At 60.6% G+C, this 16,132-nt stretch carries 15 protein-coding genes and 1 tRNA gene; 5 read left to right on the top strand and 11 right to left on the bottom strand.

Annotation, left to right across the window (positions count from 1 at the left end; genetic code table 11):
• Positions 1 to 116: 116 nt before the first annotated feature.
• Both ABH945_RS10930 and ABH945_RS10925 read right to left on the bottom strand, forming a co-directional pair.
• Positions 117 to 1,217, bottom strand: coding sequence for a LysR family transcriptional regulator (locus tag ABH945_RS10930; protein WP_074762665.1), 1,101 nt, complete (start codon positions 1,215 to 1,217; stop codon positions 117 to 119).
• A gap of 343 nt (positions 1,218 to 1,560) precedes the next feature.
• On the bottom strand, positions 1,561 to 3,417 hold the full coding sequence (locus tag ABH945_RS10925; protein ID WP_429250575.1) for a phosphoenolpyruvate carboxykinase (GTP): 1,857 nt from the start codon (positions 3,415 to 3,417) through the stop codon (positions 1,561 to 1,563).
• Positions 3,418 to 3,794: 377 nt separating this feature from the next.
• Between ABH945_RS10925 and ABH945_RS10920 the strand changes: the two genes are divergently transcribed.
• A complete protein-coding gene (locus ABH945_RS10920; RefSeq protein ID WP_074762663.1) occupies positions 3,795 to 4,808 on the top strand; it encodes a D-2-hydroxyacid dehydrogenase family protein in 1,014 nt (337 codons plus the stop codon).
• 164 nt (positions 4,809 to 4,972) lie between these two features.
• Here ABH945_RS10920 and ABH945_RS10915 read toward each other — a convergent pair whose 3' ends face one another.
• Together ABH945_RS10915 and ABH945_RS10910 are read right to left on the bottom strand one after the other, a co-directional pair.
• Positions 4,973 to 5,848 (bottom strand): patatin-like phospholipase family protein, encoded by an 876-nt coding sequence (locus tag ABH945_RS10915; RefSeq protein ID WP_074762662.1) that lies wholly within the window; start codon positions 5,846 to 5,848, stop codon positions 4,973 to 4,975.
• Between the two features lie 50 nt (positions 5,849 to 5,898).
• Positions 5,899 to 6,303 (bottom strand): PaaI family thioesterase, encoded by a 405-nt coding sequence (locus tag ABH945_RS10910; RefSeq protein ID WP_074762661.1) that lies wholly within the window; start codon positions 6,301 to 6,303, stop codon positions 5,899 to 5,901.
• 204 nt (positions 6,304 to 6,507) lie between these two features.
• Between ABH945_RS10910 and ABH945_RS10905 the strand changes: the two genes are divergently transcribed.
• From ABH945_RS10905 to ABH945_RS10890, 4 genes are all read left to right on the top strand, one after another.
• Positions 6,508 to 6,583 (top strand) — tRNA-Lys (locus tag ABH945_RS10905).
• A 527-nt stretch (positions 6,584 to 7,110) separates the two neighbouring features.
• The gene (locus ABH945_RS10900) at positions 7,111 to 8,382 is read left to right on the top strand and encodes an ATP-grasp domain-containing protein (RefSeq protein ID WP_429250574.1); all 1,272 of its coding nucleotides are present in this window, start codon (positions 7,111 to 7,113) and stop codon (positions 8,380 to 8,382) included.
• Positions 8,379 to 9,473, top strand: coding sequence for a 3-phosphoserine/phosphohydroxythreonine transaminase (gene serC / locus ABH945_RS10895; RefSeq protein ID WP_429250573.1), 1,095 nt, complete (start codon positions 8,379 to 8,381; stop codon positions 9,471 to 9,473). The genes ABH945_RS10900 and serC overlap by 4 nt, the downstream gene beginning before the upstream one ends.
• A gap of 164 nt (positions 9,474 to 9,637) precedes the next feature.
• A complete protein-coding gene (locus ABH945_RS10890) occupies positions 9,638 to 10,225 on the top strand; it encodes a LysE family translocator (protein WP_429250572.1) in 588 nt (195 codons plus the stop codon).
• On the opposite strand, the gene ABH945_RS10885 is transcribed toward ABH945_RS10890, so the two are convergent.
• The 7 genes from ABH945_RS10885 to ABH945_RS10855 form a co-directional block, all read right to left on the bottom strand.
• On the bottom strand, positions 10,226 to 11,086 hold the full coding sequence (locus ABH945_RS10885) for a helix-turn-helix transcriptional regulator (protein WP_074762657.1): 861 nt from the start codon (positions 11,084 to 11,086) through the stop codon (positions 10,226 to 10,228).
• Positions 11,087 to 11,181: 95 nt separating this feature from the next.
• Positions 11,182 to 11,976 (bottom strand): ABC transporter substrate-binding protein, encoded by a 795-nt coding sequence (locus tag ABH945_RS10880; RefSeq protein WP_429250571.1) that lies wholly within the window; start codon positions 11,974 to 11,976, stop codon positions 11,182 to 11,184.
• Positions 11,977 to 12,052: 76 nt separating this feature from the next.
• Complete coding sequence (locus ABH945_RS10875; protein ID WP_429250570.1) at positions 12,053 to 13,207, bottom strand: pyridoxal phosphate-dependent aminotransferase; 1,155 nt, start codon at positions 13,205 to 13,207, stop codon at positions 12,053 to 12,055.
• A 317-nt stretch (positions 13,208 to 13,524) separates the two neighbouring features.
• Positions 13,525 to 14,928, bottom strand: a complete 1,404-nt coding sequence (gene dbpA, locus ABH945_RS10870) for an ATP-dependent RNA helicase DbpA (RefSeq protein ID WP_074762654.1) — start codon at positions 14,926 to 14,928, stop codon at positions 13,525 to 13,527.
• Between the two features lie 51 nt (positions 14,929 to 14,979).
• Positions 14,980 to 15,180, bottom strand: a complete 201-nt coding sequence (locus tag ABH945_RS10865; protein WP_074762653.1) for a hypothetical protein — start codon at positions 15,178 to 15,180, stop codon at positions 14,980 to 14,982.
• Between the two features lie 98 nt (positions 15,181 to 15,278).
• Positions 15,279 to 15,710, bottom strand: a complete 432-nt coding sequence (cadR, locus tag ABH945_RS10860; protein ID WP_074762652.1) for a Cd(II)/Pb(II)-responsive transcriptional regulator — start codon at positions 15,708 to 15,710, stop codon at positions 15,279 to 15,281.
• Between the two features lie 61 nt (positions 15,711 to 15,771).
• Entirely contained in the window at positions 15,772 to 16,050 is a 279-nt protein-coding gene (locus tag ABH945_RS10855; RefSeq protein ID WP_429250569.1) for a hypothetical protein, read from the bottom strand.
• Positions 16,051 to 16,132 lie beyond the last annotated feature (82 nt).

Raw genomic sequence — 16,132 nt, 5'->3', positions numbered from 1 at the left:
ATTGTTTCCAGCCCGTTGCTTGAATCGCTCTTCCGCAATGGCCCAAAAAAAGGCGCAGTCACTTAACGTGACTGCGCCTTTTTTTCACCAGCGACACATGCCGACTAAACCATCTTTCAGAGCGGCGACAACGCCGTCGGCCGAGGACGATTCGTCGTCTTCGCCAGATTCGACGAGACCGGCGACAACTCGCTGTCCAGCAGCCGCGACAACGGCTCAGCACCGTCGAATGCTTCCGGCGGCATCGAAGAGTCGGCGGAATCAAACGACGACGTCGTGTGACGCTCCAGCCCGTCCTTGATCCACTGTTCGCCAAGCAGACTGTTCGGCGTCTGGCTGAAATGCTCGACCAGATGGTCGATGAACGTGCGCACCTTCGCCGGCAAGTGACGGCGGCTCGGATACGCAATGTTGATCTCGACCTGCGGCAAGCGGTAATCGCCGAGCAGACGCACGAGGCGCCCGCGCGTCATATCACGGCCAATCAGATAGCTCGGCAAAATCGCGATGCCCATGCCGAGCAACGCAAACTGCCGCAGCATTTCCGTATTGTTCGCGACGATCACGTTAGACGGACGCACACGCACTTCGCCTTCCGGTCCCGTGAACACACGTTCGTCGCCCCAATACTCAGAGGGCAGACTCAGGCACGGATGCTCCAGCAAATGCTCGGGACGCGTCGGCGTGCCGTGCTTCTCGAGATAAGCCGGCGTTGCACACACTGTCATGCAACCGGTGGTGAGACGCCGCGTGACAATGCTCGCGCTGCGCATTTGCCGCGCGATCACCACGCCAACGTCGAAACCTTCTTCGACCAGATCGACCTGCCGGTCGACCAGCGTGACATCGGGAATAACTTTCGGATAGCGCTCCGCGTACGTTTGAAGTACGGGTGCGAGGTTATGCAGCCCGAACACCACCGGCGCGACGATTCGCAACGTGCCGACGGGTTCATGATTGCGCGCGACCACCATCTGTTCGACGTCTTCCAGTTCGTCGAGAATCTGGCGCGCACGCTCGAGATACACCTGACCCGATTCGGTCAGAGACAAGCTGCGGGTTGTGCGATTGAGCAGCCGCGTACCAAGACGCCCTTCGAGGTCGGCTACGTGACGGGTGGCAACTGCGTTGGAAATATCCATCGCGCTCGCAGCGCGGGCAAAACTGCCGAGATCCGCCACTTTGACGAAAACTCGCATCGACTGCAAATGATCCATAGGACAACTCCTGCCGTGTTACAGCTTCCTGACAATTAGTGAAAACCAGTGAAGCGAACTTGGAATTCTCCTACGACTCGCGAAATCGTGCATAAGTTGCCCACAACAGCCGAAATATTGTCAATTTTCGTGCGACTCTGCTCCCCAATGTGGGGCATGACCGTCGATTGATCCGAAAAAAGAAACAATCTGCTGCACCGCACCTTGAACTGTCTTTTTTGTGCGAATAGATGCAAAGGTCATTCCGGCATTGCGGATTCAGAAAAAATCGCTATTCGGGGATCGATCACAAATAAAAAACCGCCCGAAGGCGGTCTTTTCACGAGAGTGAACACTCACGTTGTTAGACGGCGAGTTTCTCTTCGAGCGAGCGTTTGGTCTGTTGCAACGCGGGCGGGAGCCCTTGTTGCAATGTGTCAAAGAGGTCGGCGTGCAGCGCGAGTTCGTCGCGCCACGCTGCGTCATCGACGGAAATGACCTGCTCGAATTGCTCACGGCTGAAATTCAAACCGCGCCAGTCGATGTCGTCATAGTGCGGCGACACGCCGAACGCATGCTCCTCGCCTTGCGTCGTGCCTTCGATCCGGCCAACCATCCAGCTCAACACGCGCATGTTTTCGCGGAAACCAGGCCACACGAACTTGCCGTCCGCGCCCTTACGGAACCAGTTCACGCAGAAGATTTTCGGCAGCTTCGCGTTCAGTTGTTCCAGACGTTCGCCGGTTTTCAGCCAGTGGCCGAAGTAGTCGCTCATGTTGTAGCCGCAGAACGGCAGCATCGCGAACGGGTCGCGGCGCACCACGCCCTGCTGGCCGGCGGCGGCGGCGGTCGTTTCCGAGCCCATGGTCGCGGCCATGTAGACGCCTTCAACCCAGTTGCGCGCCTCGGTGACGAGCGGCACGGTGGTCGACCGGCGACCGCCGAAAATAAACGCATCGATCGCGACGCCTGCCGGGTTTTCCCAATCGGCGTCGATCGACGGACATTGCGACGCCGGCGCCGTGAAGCGCGCGTTCGGATGCGCCGCCTTGCGACCGCTTTCCTTCGCGCTGGCCGGCGTCCAGTCCTTGCCCTGCCAGTCGATCAGATGCGCGGGCGGCTCGTCGGTCATGCCCTCCCACCAGACGTCGCCGTCGTCGGTCAGCGCGACGTTCGTGAAGATCACGTTTTCTTTCAGCGTGGCCATCGCGTTGAAGTTGGTCTTTTCGCTGGTGCCCGGCGCAACGCCGAAATAACCGGCCTCGGGGTTGATCGCGTACAGACGGCCGTCCTGAGCCGGTTTGATCCACGCGATATCGTCGCCGATCGTGGAGATTTTCCAGCCGTTCAGACCTTCCGGCGGAATCAGCATCGCGAAGTTGGTCTTGCCGCACGCCGACGGAAACGCCGCCGCCACATGATGCTTGCGCCCTTCCGGCGACGTCACGCCGAGAATCAGCATGTGTTCGGCGAGCCAGCCTTCGTCGCGGCCCATCGTCGACGCGATCCGTAGCGCGAAACATTTTTTGCCGAGTAACGCGTTGCCGCCGTAGCCCGAACCGTAGCTCCAGATTTCACGCGATTCAGGGAAATGGACGATGTACTTGGTCTTGTTGCACGGCCACGCGACGTCCTGCTCCCCCGCCGAAAGCGGCGCGCCGACCGAGTGGACGCAGGGCACGAACTCGCCGTCTTCGCCCAGCACGTCGTACACCTTGCGACCCATGCGCGTCATGATGCGCATGTTGGCGACCACATACGGGCTGTCGCTCAATTCGACGCCGATGTGCGCGATCGGCGAGCCGAGCGGGCCCATCGAGAATGGCACCACGTACATCGTGCGGCCGCGCATCGCGCCTTCGAACAGACCGTCGAGCGTAGTGCGCATTTCGGCCGGGGCGACCCAGTTGTTGGTGGGGCCGGCATCTTCCGCGCGTTGCGAGCAGATGAACGTGCGATCCTCGACGCGCGCGACGTCGGATGGATCGGACCATGCCAGATAAGAATTGGGACGTTTCGTGGGATTGAGCTTCCTGAGGGTGCCCGCCGCGACCATCTGTGCGCACAGGCGGTCGTATTCCTCCTGCGAGCCGTCACACCAGACGATGCTGTCCGGCTTGGTTCTGGCGGCAACCCGCTGAACCCAGTCGATCAGTTTTCGGTGTTTGACCCACGCGGGCGCCTCGATAGCGGGCTGTCCTTCGAATGAGGGATGATTCATCGACCTGTCTCCGTTTTGTAGCAATAGAAAAACGGTACAAGCCCGGCGACGCTGCATGCGAGAGGCATTTCAATTCTTCGCGCCGATGTTTCCACCACTCGACGCATAATTGCGCAGGTCAACCTGGGCCAACCAGCTTGTCGGGCGGAGACGCCTGCTGACGGGGCTTCTGCAACCGTCTGTAAAGCGGCTTGCCTCAACACGCAACAAACTGTTAAAAACGATGTCAATCAGCCTTAACGTGGCGCTGCCGTTCTTTGCAGCAGCTTCTACGGTAAGGCATCCAGCCAGACCGGCATGTGACCTGGGTCACATGGTGGGACAGTCAGCATAACACTCCGTTCCGCACCGTCACGGTGCGCCGCAAGACACATACCATGAAGATTGCCATCCTCGACGATTATCAGGACGCCGTTCGTAAGCTCGACTGCTTTCAATTGCTGGCCGACCATGAAGTCAAAGTTTTCAACAACACCGTGCGCGGTCTCGGCCAGCTGGCGAGCCGTCTTTCCGAAGTCGACGCACTCGTCCTGATTCGCGAACGTACGCGTATCAACTCGCAACTGCTCGACAAACTGCCGCGTTTGCGCATGATCAGCCAGACCGGCAAAGTTGCCGGCCATATCGATCTGGCGGCTTGTACCGAACGCGGTATCGCCGTGCTGGAAGGCACTGGCTCGCCGATCGCCCCCGCCGAACTGACGTGGGCTCTCATCATGGCGGCGCAGCGGCGCATTCCGCAATACGTGGCAAACCTTAAGCAAGGGGCCTGGCAGCAATCCGGTCTGAAGACGTCGGCGCTTCCGCCGAACTTCGGTTTGGGGCAGGTTTTGCGCGGTCAGACGCTGGGCATCTGGGGTTACGGCAAGATCGGCCGTCTGGTGGCAGGATACGGCAAGGCGTTCGGCATGAACGTGCTGATCTGGGGCCGCGAGCATTCGCGTGAAGCGGCTCGCGCCGATGGTTATGGCGTGGCCGAAAGCCGTGAAGAGTTGTTCGAACAGAGCGACGTGCTGTCGCTGCATCTGCGTCTGCATGACGACACGCGCGGCATCGTCAAGCAGGAAGACCTGATGCGGATGAAGCCGACCGCGCTGCTCGTGAACACGAGCCGGGCCGAACTGCTCGACGAAAACGCGCTGGTGAATGCGCTGTCGCACAACCGTCCGGGGATGGTCGCCATCGACGTGTATGAAAGCGAGCCGATCCTGCAGGGCTACAGCCTGCTGCGAATGGAAAACGTGATCTGCACACCGCACATCGGCTATGTGGAACGCGAGAGCTACGAGTTGTATTTCACCGCGGCGTTCAACAACATTCTGGCGTTCGATTCTGGCGATACGACCAGCGTGGCGAATCCCGAGGCGTTGCAGGGCGGGCGTCGGCGGTAGTTTTTTGCGGGGCGGGTGCGCGTCGAGCGTTGACCGTTTTGACCGTTACGTATTGGCTTTGGCCGCGCTGGCACGCTCGACAGGTGCCACGCGGCGAGGTCTATTTTTTCAGCACACACGCAGCATTCAGCGTTTGTCTAGCGCCCGGCTCGCCGCCACGCCCCTCACCGCGCCTCGTGTGCCCCCGCTTCCAGCAGATCCGGCATGCGCTCCAGAAAAGCCTCGCCGTCGACACGCCCCAGGTTATACGCGTGCGCCATCTGCGAAGGGCTCGTGTAATCCCAGCTCGAAATCGGCACCTTGCGCGACGGCTGCACATACAGCCGTTGCTGCACGCCGTGCGGCACGACAAACATCTGCGGCCGCGGATAAATACGCGTGACCATCACCAGCACGTTGCCCGGCGCATCGGCGTCGAGCGCGCCGACCGGCACGTTGTCGACCATTCCGCCGTCCAGCACCGGACGCCCGTTGCGTCGCAGAACCGGCGTGAAAGGCGGCGTACTCGACGACTGCAGGATCAGATCCGCGAGATCCTCGACGCTCGCGCAATCCTGCGCGCGCACGAATTCCGGATGAAAACCGAGCGACTGACCCAAGGTTGGATGCAGCGTCTTGCGTACATATTTTTCGATGTTGTACGCGATCAGACCCGCCGCGACCGCGCTGCGCGCGCCAAGCCAGCGCGGCAGGTGCGACACGCCGATGCGGATTTCCGGCGCATCGGCGAGCGTCGAAAATTTCTCGCCGTAGATATCGAGCAGCGCCTGCCGGTAAATGCGGTAGTGCGGAAACACCGATTCGCCGCGCAGCAGGTTGCCCCAGTACGCGTTGCGCGTGTTGTGGCGCAGCGCGTCTTCGTAGTAGCGCATGACCCAGTCGGAATCGCGCGTGTAGAGCATGCACGCGGTGGCGGCGCCGGCCGAAATGCCGGTGATGACGCGCGGACGGATTTTCAGCTCCGGCTGCACGACGTCCCAGAAACCTGCCTGCCACCAGCAGCGATTGCCCCCGCCCGCGAATACGACCTGATCGAACATCCTGATTTTTCCTTTTCCTCTGAGTGCTTTCTGACGCGGTGTGGCCGGTCTCAGTCGACCAGCGCGTAAGTCGTGGTCGCGTGCACGGCCATGTGGCCGCCTTCGTCGAATAATTCGACCTCGCCGAACACCAGATTGCGGCCCATGCGCAGCACGCGTGCGGTGATCAGCACGTCGCCCTTGCGGACAGCACGCATGAAATTGATGTTTTGCGACACCGTGCTCATCGGCTTGAAGCCGCCGAGCGCAGCGGAAATGGCGACGATCATCGCCGTGTCGGCGGCGGCCATGAACACCTGCCCGCAAATCACGCCGCCCGAATGACGCAGGCCACCGGAAAACGGCAGGCGTAACGTAGCGCTCTCTTCATCGACCTTGACCGGGGTCAGCGTCAGCGCGCGGACCCATGGGGCAAGAATGCGGTCGAGCAGCTCGTTGATCTCTTTGTCGTCCATGGCGGGCCCCCGGTCGAATGCCGCGCGACGCTTCGAGCGGCATGGTGTCCGCGACATAATACCGGGACGGCGAAGCCCGCGCCTTCTCCATGGCGTCACGGCGGTCGAGGGAGGCCTCGAACCCGTCGACGCAAATATTTTTAAGAAATCTGCGAAAGGGACTTGGCAAGGCGAGGAAGTTACTGCATAATCTCGTTTCTGTTGGGGGCGTTAGCTCAGTTGGTAGAGCAGCGGACTCTTAATCCGTAGGTCGAGTGTTCGAGTCACTCACGCCCCACCAAGCATTTTGAAGCCCGGTTAGCGAAAGCTGACCGGGCTTTTTGCTTTTCAGCGCTCGCCGGCAAATCGATTTGCCCATACGCGTACGGCCTGATACAGCACATCACGTCGAAGAAACCGCACCTCCCCCGCTTCACCTCAGCTCGAAGCCCAAAAATCTCCCATCCCAAAGTCTCGGGATTAAGCAGTCAATCGCCCCTCTTTTCCCCCATTTGCTTCCGCCGCGCGCTCGTATGATGGGCTCGTACCGTGGGTTCAATGCGACGTGGCGGACTCTTTGTCGATACACGAATCCAGACGTCTTAATCGAAGGAAAACTGTATGGCAATTGCAACGCGACGCGCGAACCCGGCCCGACTGTCCCGTGCAATCGACACGTCGCGCACCGTCGCGATCTCTGCGGAAGGTGAAGCAGCAACAGCCGGACCGATCGCTCACCGTCAATAACCCGAGTGAACTCCACGTAAGAGCGATGCCACCAGATGCCGTCTTACGCCTTGGGTAGTGCTCCACTGAAACGCGCCCTTCATGACTACCGTTCAAACTGAATTAACCGGCGATGCCGCTCATCCGTGGCTCTATCAGCCGCTCGGACTGGCGACGCTGCTTCGCGCCGCCACCGCCGGAAGCGATCTGACGCCGCTCGGCGAAGGCCTGCTCGAACACGTCAGGCAACACGACGATCCCTACGCGCTGCTCGATTTGTCGCTCGTGCTGGAAATGAAATACGAGAAGGCGGCGGCGCTTGCCGTCCAGCAGCAGGCACTGCAAATCACGCGGCGGTTCCGCCTGAAAAATGTGCAGACCGCTCAAGCTCCAGTGAGAGTGCTGGTTCTGAAAGCGCCCGGCGATCTGATGGCGAACACGCCGTTCGAATGCCTGGTCGAGAACGCCGATCTGCAAATCGAAGCGCTTTACGTCGACTCGCACACGTTGTCGAATACCGTCTTGCCGCCGCACGACGTGGTGTTCGTCGCGGCCTGTGCGTCGGATGAAACCGTCGCGGTTCACGCACAAATCGCCGCGTTGACCAACGGCACCGACCGCCGCGTGCTGAACCGCTCCGAACACGTCGCGAAGACGACCCGCGACGCCGCGTATGAATTGCTGGGTGCAGTCCCCAGCATCTGCATGGCGCGCACGGTGCGTCTGTCGCGCGAGCAGGTCGATCAGGCTGCGTCCGGAACCTTCGACTTGAGCGAAGTGCTCGGCACCGGCTATCCGTTCATCATCCGGCCGCGCGGATCGCACGCGGGACAAGGCCTCGCAAAAGTATCCGACGCGCAGGACCTCACAGCCTACCTGGGCGAGTCCGACGCCGGCGAATACTACATGGCGCCGTTCATCGACTACAGCAGCGCCGATGGTCTATTCCGCAAGTACCGGATCGTGATCATCGACGGCAAGCCGTTCGTGTGCCATATGGGCATTTCGAAGGACTGGATGGTCCACTACCCATACGCAGAAATGCTAGCGAATGCGGACCGGCGCGAAGAAGAAGCGCAAATCATGAGAACGTTCGACGACGATTTCGCTGTGCGCCACCGCGACGCGTTTCGCAGCATCAGCGAATTGACCGGCCTCGATTACGTCGGATTCGATTGCGCGGAAACCAGCGACGGCCGCCTGCTCATTTTCGAAATCGCGACGGGCATGGTGATTCACGACATGGATGACGCCAGCGCCTTCCCGTACAAATTGCCGCAAATTCGCCGGGTTTCCGACGCATTTCATCAGATGCTGCGCAGCGCCGCTGCGAGTGCAAACACAGTTCAACCGACGGCCTCGGAGGCGCAGTGAAGTCCAATGCATTGAATTTTTCCGGTGGTCCCGGAGCCCTTCCTGAATCGGTGCTGGAGCAAACGCGCATCGCGATTACCGCGTTGCCGGACACCGGCGTGTCGATACTCGGCATGAGCCATCGTTCGGACTGGTTCCGCGCGATTCTGGACGAAGCAGAAAACAATCTGCGCACGTTGCTCGGCATCTCGGACGAGTACGCGATCACGTTCCAGCAAGGCGGCAGCAGCCTGCAATTCGCGATGATCCCGATGAACTTCGCGGGCAAAGGCTTTGCGCCGCCCGAGTACGTGACGTCGGGTTACTGGAGCGGCCGCGCGACCTCGGAGGCCGCGAAGGTCACCGAGCGCAAAATTGCGTGGGACGGCCACGCGACCGGCTATCGGCAACTGACCGATCTGGAACAACTGGCTATCGACGACTCCGCCGCGTATCTGCATTACGTGACGAACGAAACGGTCGAAGGGCTGCAATTTCCCGTCTACGAAAAAGCGCCGCGCGTGCCGTTGATCGCGGACATGTCGTCCGATTTTCTGTCGAAGCCAATCCAGCCCGACGCCTACTCGATGATCTATGCGCACGCGCAGAAGAATCTCGGTCCGGCGGGCGTCACGGTCGCGATCGTGAAGCGTTCGCTGCTCGAGCGCGTGCCGGACAGTCTGCCGGCTATTCTCGATTTCCGCACGCACGTGACGCACGGTTCGAACTACAACACGCCGCCGGTTTTTGCGATCTACGTGCTGACGTTGATCACGCGCTGGCTGCGCGACGACATCGGCGGCCTGCACGCGATGCAGCAGATCAACGAGCGCAAGTCGCAGCATCTGTATGACACGCTCGACGCGTTGAGCGAAGTCGTGACCATCCACGCGGACCCGCGCTGGCGCTCGCAGATGAACGTCGCCTTCAAGTTCCGCGATGAACGGCTTGGCGAAGAGTTCATCAATGCCGCTCGTGAACAGGGCATCATCGGACTGGAAGGGCATCGCTCTATCGGCGGTCTGCGTGCGTCGCTGTATAACGCGGTGACTGAAGAAGCGGTGACCACGTTGACGAACGCACTGGCCGAATTCAGCCTGCAACACGCCTGAGGCCTCCGGCAAAAGAAAAAGCCCGATCCTGCGATCGGGCTTTTTTTTCGGCCTGCTGCCCCGCATGCAGCGGATCAAACAGCAATTTCCTTCAATACGCCGCCGCCGTTGCCCGATACCGTTGAGCGTCGCCATTCCTGCGCGCTTACGTATCGAGGCATCAGATGACCGTTTTACTTTCCATGGCCGCGTTCGCGCTGGCCAGTTCGATCACACCGGGCCCGGTGAATGTCGTCGCACTGAGCGCGGGCGCGCAGCACGGGCTCGCCGCGAGCATGCGGCACGTCAGCGGCGCAACGGTTGGCTTCACGGTATTGCTCCTGCTCATCGGACTCGGTCTGCATGAGTTGCTTCTCTATTTCCCGAATCTGATCGACACGGTCAAATGGGCGGGCGTTGCGTTTCTGCTTTATATGGCCTACAAACTCGCCGTCGACAACGGTCAACTCGGCGCCGACAAACCGTCCCGCGGACCCTCCTTCGCTTATGGCGCAGCGATGCAATGGCTGAATCCGAAGGCATGGCTTGCGTCGCTAGCCGGCATGGGTGCGTATGCAGCCGGAGGCGACGGCGGCCTCGTCTGGCAATTCGCGGTGGTGTATTTCGTGGTCTGCTATTTATCGATTGCGAGCTGGGCTTATGCCGGCACGTTTCTGCGCAAATACTTGCAAGACCCGAAACGGGTGCGGCTATTCAATCGCGTGATGGCAGCGCTGCTCGCGGCGAGCGCGTTGTATCTGCTGATCGTGTGATCAACTGCGATACTGCCCTGGCGTCGCAGCAACCAGCCGTTTGAACGTGCGCTGCAAATGCGCCTGATCGGCGAAACCGGCGTCAAGCGCGACGTCGGCGATCAGACGGCCGCGTCTGAGTTGCGCGCGGCTGTATTGAATACGGCGGTTGATCAGATACGCGTGCGGCGTCATTCCGTAGCGTTGTTTGAAAGCACGAATCAGATGCGACGCGGACAAATCCGCGGCCTTGCAAACGTCTTCGAGTTTTAGCGCCTGCGTGCAGTTTTCAGCGATGAATTCTGCGGCTCGCGTGAGTTGATGGCTTGCGTCGTAATACGGCTTCGACGACGCGGGATTCAGTTTCTGCTGCACTTCCGAGAAGAATGTAATCGCCGCGCCTTGCTTGCGCAGCGACTCAGCGTCGGCGTCGACGAGAATCGCGTGTAGCTTGCTCAAGCCATCGAATAACGTCGGGTCCAGCGACATGGTTTGAGAAAACGCGCGAAACGCGTGATTCTCGCTGAACCCCAGTTCGTGTTGCAGTTTCGTGAGCCACGCTACATCGACATGCAGCATCAGATACGACCAGCGCTCGTCGGCGACGGGATTGCATGCGTGCACGTCGTCGGGATTCATCATGACAACAGCACCCGCGCCGATCCACTCATGTGCGTGACGATTCACATAGACGCTGCGTCCGCCGATAACAGCGCCGATCGAAAACGTTTCGTGCGAGTGCCTGGCGTAGCAGACCGAGCGGCCGTCTTCGATGGAACGCGCTTCGATGAACGGCAGTGCGTCACTGCGCCAGAACTTCGGCGCCGAAGCATTGTTCGCGTGAGTTGCGGCTGGTGTTGCCGTTGTCGCTGCGTCGCTCATTTACGCGCTCTCCGGTTGTTACGTAGACCTCGCCGTAGCGAAGCCTACGTATCCTAGCCGTCAAATGCATCGTCAACAAGCACACGCGTATGAGCTTATTTGGCGCTCACGTCGATATCGCCGAGATACTTCGCCGCCAGCGTTTTCACGGTGCCGTCGGCCTGCACTTTCGCGATCGCCGCATTCAACTGATTGCGCAACGCCGTATCGCCCTTGCGAATTCCGTACGCGATACCGCTGCCGAGAATCTTGTCGTCGCGCACCGGCTGGCCGACAAATGCATAGTCCTTGCCGTCGGGCTTCGACAGAAATCCCGTTTGTCCTGCGGGCGCGAGAACGAGCGTGGCATCGAGGCGGCCGGCCTGGAGATCGGTATAAACCTGGTTCTGATCCTGATACGGGACGATGGTGACGCCCGCCGATTCCCAATGCGTTTTCGCGAAGGTTTCCTGAATCGATCCCTGCAATACGCCCACGCGTTTGCCCTTGAGCGATGCAGTCGTCGGCAGCAGGCCGCTGTCGCGCCGTGCGATCAACTGCGACGGTACGCGATACACGACCGTGGTGAAATCAATCGCCTGGCGACGCTGTTCGGTCGCGTTCATCGCCGAATTGATCGCGTCGAACTTGCGGCCTTGCAGCGCCGGAATCAAACCGTCGAACGAGGTTTCGACCCACTTGCACGTCATATGCGCAGCGGCGCAGACCGCATTGCCGACGTCGATATCGAGCCCCTGCAATTGACCGTTCGCGCCCTTTGACTCAAACGGCGGATACTGCGCTTCGAGCCCGAAACGTAGCGTCGAGGTGTCGGCAGCGCTCGCGGCGGATGCGGTGGCGAACGATGCAAATGCGCAGGCCAATGCCAATAGCGGCTTGAGCAACTTCATAAACAGGTCCCTTTTTCTCTACGATTGTGTTCTCGGCGCCCACGCTGAAAAAGCAATTGACGCCACGACGCAGCGATCAGATCTCGCACAAACGCCGCGCACCTTCGATCAACGTCGCGTCGTCCTTCGAGAAGCTCAGGCGGATCAAACCGGAATCGGTGCCGTCACTATAAAACGCCGACAAAGGAATCGTCGCGACACGCGCATCGCGAATCAGGCGCAGCACGAAATCGCTATCGCTCTCGTCGGAGAAACCGCGAAAGCGCGCAAGCATGAAGAAGCTACCTTCGCTCGGCAACAACTCGAAACGCGACTCGCGCAATGCGTGCGCGAGCAAATCCCGCTTCTGCTGATAAAACGCGGAAAGCCCGAGATAGCTTTCGCGATTGGCCAATGCATCGACGAACGCGTACTGCATCGGGGTATCGGCGGAAAACACCATGAATTGATGGACTTTGCGAATCTCGTCCATCAATGCGGCGGGCGCGAGGCAGTACCCCACACGCCAGCCCGTGACGTGATACGACTTGCCGAACGACGACACGATCACGCTCCGTTCAGCGAGTTCGGAATGGCATGCCATGCTCTGATGCTTCGCGCCGTCGAACACCACGTGCTCGTAAACTTCGTCGGCGAGAATCACGATATCGGTGTTACGCGTGATCGCTTTGAGCCGCGCAATATCGTCTTCGCTGAATACGGTCGCGGTCGGATTGTGCGGCGTGTTGATGATGATCATGCGTGTTTTCGGCGTGATCGCGGCCGCGACCTCGTCCCAGTTCACGCGAAAATCGCTCAGCGAGAGTTTGATCGCCACCGGCGTTGCGCCCTGCAAACGGACGATCGGGCCGTAGCTGTCGAACGAAGGCTCGAAGTAGATCACTTCATCGCCGGGATGCACCAATGCGCTGATCGTCGAATACAGCCCTTCGCTCGCGCTGGCGATCACGGTCACTTCGCTAGCTGGGTCGTAGCGCACGCCGTACAGCGTCTCGACTTTGTCGGCGAGTGCTTCGCGCAACGTCATGATGCCGGCCATCGGCGAGTACTGATTGTGACCGGCGCGCATGGCCTGGGCGACACCGTCGACCAGTTTCGCATCCGGCGCGAAATTCGGCGCGCCTTGCGACAGGTTCAGCGCGTCATGTTGCGCGGCCAGTTGACCAATCACGGTAAAAATCGTCGTGCCCACATCGGGCAGTTTCGAGCGGGCTTGCGTGGCGCTCTGCATAAGGCTTTCTCCCTTTCTCCATCCAGCAGGGGATTCGCGGACGGCCAACGGCGCGGCGATCCATCCCGGTGGAGTGATTAGGCATCAGCCAAAGAACGCTCACAATCGAAACTTTGTCATGCGCGGCATGCGTTTATGTCATGGCTCGCGTAAAGACGCGCCATTGCGGACAACGCTAGTCAGATCGGGCTTTGGGGGGAGAAACAAGGTCGCGCGAAGTACGCGGAGAGCTGCAGAGGTATGACGTAATGTGATGCACGAAGCGGTATGAAGGGCCGGCTGCGGCAGTGCAGCCGGCCCTTGTCAAGCGTCAAGTGTCAGGCGTCGTCCATCAGACGGACTCTGACCTTCTTGCCCTTCACCTTGCCGGCGCTGAGCTTGCGCACTGCTTCGCGCGCGATGCTGCGCTCCACTGCCACATAGGTCGACATCTCGGTCACGTTGATCTTGCCGATCTGCGAACCGGCAAAGCCCGCGTCGCCGGTCAGCGCGCCGAGTACGTCGCCAGGACGGATCTTTTCCTTGCGGCCGCCGAGAATCTGCAGCGTCTCCATGGGCGGAAGCAGGCGCTCGTTGCTCGCCGCCGTGAGTTCGGACAGCTTGTGCCATTCGACTTCACGCTTCTGCGCCTGTTCGAGACTGCCGACGCGGCCCATTTCGTTCATGCTCGCGAGGCTCAGCGCCCAGCCTTCCTGATCGGCGCGGCCCGTGCGGCCGATCCGGTGCACGTGCACTTCCGGGTCCGGCGTCACGTCGACATTGATCACGGCTTCGAGTTGCGCGATGTCGAGACCGCGCGCGGCGACGTCGGTCGCGACCAGCACCGAGCAGCTACGGTTTGCGAACTGGATCAGCACCTGATCGCGTTCACGCTGATCGAGTTCGCCATGCAGCGCGAGCGCGTGAAAACCCTGCGCGCGCAGCACGTCGAGCAGATCGCGGCACTGCTGCTTGGTGTTGCAGAACGCAAGCGTGCTCACCGGACGGTAGTGATTCAGCAGCAATCCAACCGCATGCAGGCGGCCGTCTTCTTCGACTTCATAGAAGCGCTGACGGATCTTGGTGTTGTCGTGCCGCTCGGCGAGCTTCACTTCCTTCGGGTTGCGCAAAAACTGCTGGCTCAGTTTGACGATACCTTCCGGGTACGTCGCCGAGAACAGCAGCGTCTGACGTTCTTTCGGACACTGTTTGACCACCGTCGCGATGTCGTCGAAGAAACCCATGTCGAGCATGCGGTCGGCTTCGTCGAGCACCAGCGTGTTCAGCGATTGCAGCGGCAAGCTGCCGCGCTCAAGGTGATCCATGATGCGGCCCGGCGTGCCGACCACGATGTGCGCGCCGTGTTCGAGGCTCGCGGTTTGCGGACGCATCGGCGTGCCGCCGCACAGCGTCAGCACCTTGACGTTTTCTTCCGCGCGCGCGAGGCGGCGGATTTCCTGAGTGACCTGATCGGCGAGTTCGCGCGTCGGGCACAGCACCATCGCCTGAACGGCGAAGTTGCGCACGTCGAGACGCGCGAGCAGTGCCAGCGAAAACGCCGCGGTCTTGCCGCTGCCGGTTTTCGCCTGGGCGATCAGATCGTGGCCGGCGAGCGCGATCGGCAAGCTTGCTGCCTGAATCGGCGTCATCTCGACATAGCCGAGTTGCGACAGATTCGCGAGAGTCGCGGGCGGCAGCGCCAGTTCGCTAAACGGCGCGCCGGCGGGAGTGGGACTGTTCATAAGATGATGGCTCGATATGGGCTAAGCGGCTGAGGCAACGAAGGCTGCGGATTATTCGGCCATCGGACCGTCGGCGGGACGGCCTTCGAGCTGCTCGTACAGCACCTCGCCGTCTTCGCCTTCGAAGCGTTCGACATAATTGCGCGCGCCGCACATCGGGCAACGGAACAGGAGCCCCTGCCCTTCATTCTTGATGACGACGTCCGACATTTCCCACTGCGCGTCGCAGGACTGATTTCTGCAGGTAAACACGTTGATTCTCCAGCTTGATTCGATGGTTGATCGGGCGGGTCGGCGATGAACCGCCCGGCCATAAATAAGGTCACTGCTGCCGGACTACGGGAAGCGTTTCAACCCAGATGCGTGTGCCGCACCCGCGGCGCGCTGACATCCATGTCGGTCAGACCGTGCACGATGCCGCAGTCTTCGACGCTCTGTTCGCCGTGGCATTGCTCGCGCAGCGTGGTGAGCTGCGTTTTCAGCTGCTTCAGTTCGTTGATGCGGGTGTCGACGTGCGCGATGTGTTCTTCGATCAGCGCGTTGATGCCGCCGCAGCCGTTTGCCGGTGCGTCGGTCAGACGCAGCAAAGCGCGGATTTCGTCGTGAGTCATGTCGAGCGCGCGGCAATTACGGATGAATCGCAGCCGTTCGACGTGTTTCGCCGAGTAACTGCGGTAATTGGCCTCGGTACGCTCCGCTTCGGGCAACAGGCCCTCTTTTTCGTAGAAACGGATGGTTTCGGTCGTGCAATGGGCGATTTTCGCCAGTTCGCCGATTTTCATGAGCCCTCCGGGTGATGGTCTTGAAGGCGACCTTGACCTTGTAGTGGCTTCAAGGTGTTTACTAGACCACAAATCGACCCAGGAAGCCACTATGCGTCACGTTAGCCATCCCGAAGAAGAGCGTCTGGAAGCCCGCGAAAAGCCCGCGGGCGCGGCTGCGGAGGCTTTGGAACAGGGTGTGGGCGGGTGCGGGCATGACCATGCGCACGAGCATGCGCATGAGCCGGAGTCGGGGCACGATCACGGGCACGAAGCCGGGCATGGGTGTAATCACGACCATGGCGACGGACATGATCACTCGCATGAACAGGCCCACGAAAACCATCACGATCACCAGCATCACTCCCACGCGCACAGCCACGACGACGCAGCCTGCTGCGCCGCCGCGCCTGCCATCGTCACCCCCGTGCGCCTGCCGCGCT

This window comes from Paraburkholderia sp. GAS333 (assembly GCF_050435665.1).
GTDB classification, from domain to species: Bacteria; Pseudomonadota; Gammaproteobacteria; order Burkholderiales; family Burkholderiaceae; genus Paraburkholderia; species Paraburkholderia fungorum_A.
Note: the sequence above shows the minus strand (reverse complement) of the source record. Positions and strands in the feature narration are given on the sequence as shown.

What these genes read in the sequence shown, in the direction of transcription:
- ABH945_RS10930 (WP_074762665.1), bottom strand. Translation starts at nt 1,217, where the DNA reads ATGGATCATTTGCAGTCGATGCGAGTTTTCGTCAAAGTGGCGGATCTC.
- ABH945_RS10925 (WP_429250575.1), bottom strand. Translation starts at nt 3,417, where the DNA reads ATGAATCATCCCTCATTCGAAGGACAGCCCGCTATCGAGGCGCCCGCG.
- ABH945_RS10920 (WP_074762663.1), top strand. Translation starts at nt 3,795, where the DNA reads ATGAAGATTGCCATCCTCGACGATTATCAGGACGCCGTTCGTAAGCTC.
- ABH945_RS10915 (WP_074762662.1), bottom strand. Translation starts at nt 5,848, where the DNA reads ATGTTCGATCAGGTCGTATTCGCGGGCGGGGGCAATCGCTGCTGGTGG.
- ABH945_RS10910 (WP_074762661.1), bottom strand. Translation starts at nt 6,303, where the DNA reads ATGGACGACAAAGAGATCAACGAGCTGCTCGACCGCATTCTTGCCCCA.
- ABH945_RS10900 (WP_429250574.1), top strand. Translation starts at nt 7,111, where the DNA reads ATGACTACCGTTCAAACTGAATTAACCGGCGATGCCGCTCATCCGTGG.
- ABH945_RS10890 (WP_429250572.1), top strand. Translation starts at nt 9,638, where the DNA reads ATGACCGTTTTACTTTCCATGGCCGCGTTCGCGCTGGCCAGTTCGATC.
- ABH945_RS10885 (WP_074762657.1), bottom strand. Translation starts at nt 11,086, where the DNA reads ATGAGCGACGCAGCGACAACGGCAACACCAGCCGCAACTCACGCGAAC.
- ABH945_RS10880 (WP_429250571.1), bottom strand. Translation starts at nt 11,976, where the DNA reads ATGAAGTTGCTCAAGCCGCTATTGGCATTGGCCTGCGCATTTGCATCG.
- ABH945_RS10875 (WP_429250570.1), bottom strand. Translation starts at nt 13,207, where the DNA reads ATGCAGAGCGCCACGCAAGCCCGCTCGAAACTGCCCGATGTGGGCACG.
- dbpA (WP_074762654.1), bottom strand. Translation starts at nt 14,928, where the DNA reads ATGAACAGTCCCACTCCCGCCGGCGCGCCGTTTAGCGAACTGGCGCTG.
- cadR (WP_074762652.1), bottom strand. Translation starts at nt 15,710, where the DNA reads ATGAAAATCGGCGAACTGGCGAAAATCGCCCATTGCACGACCGAAACC.
- ABH945_RS10855 (WP_429250569.1), bottom strand. Translation starts at nt 16,050, where the DNA reads ATGCTGGTGATCGTGATGGTTTTCGTGGGCCTGTTCATGCGAGTGATC.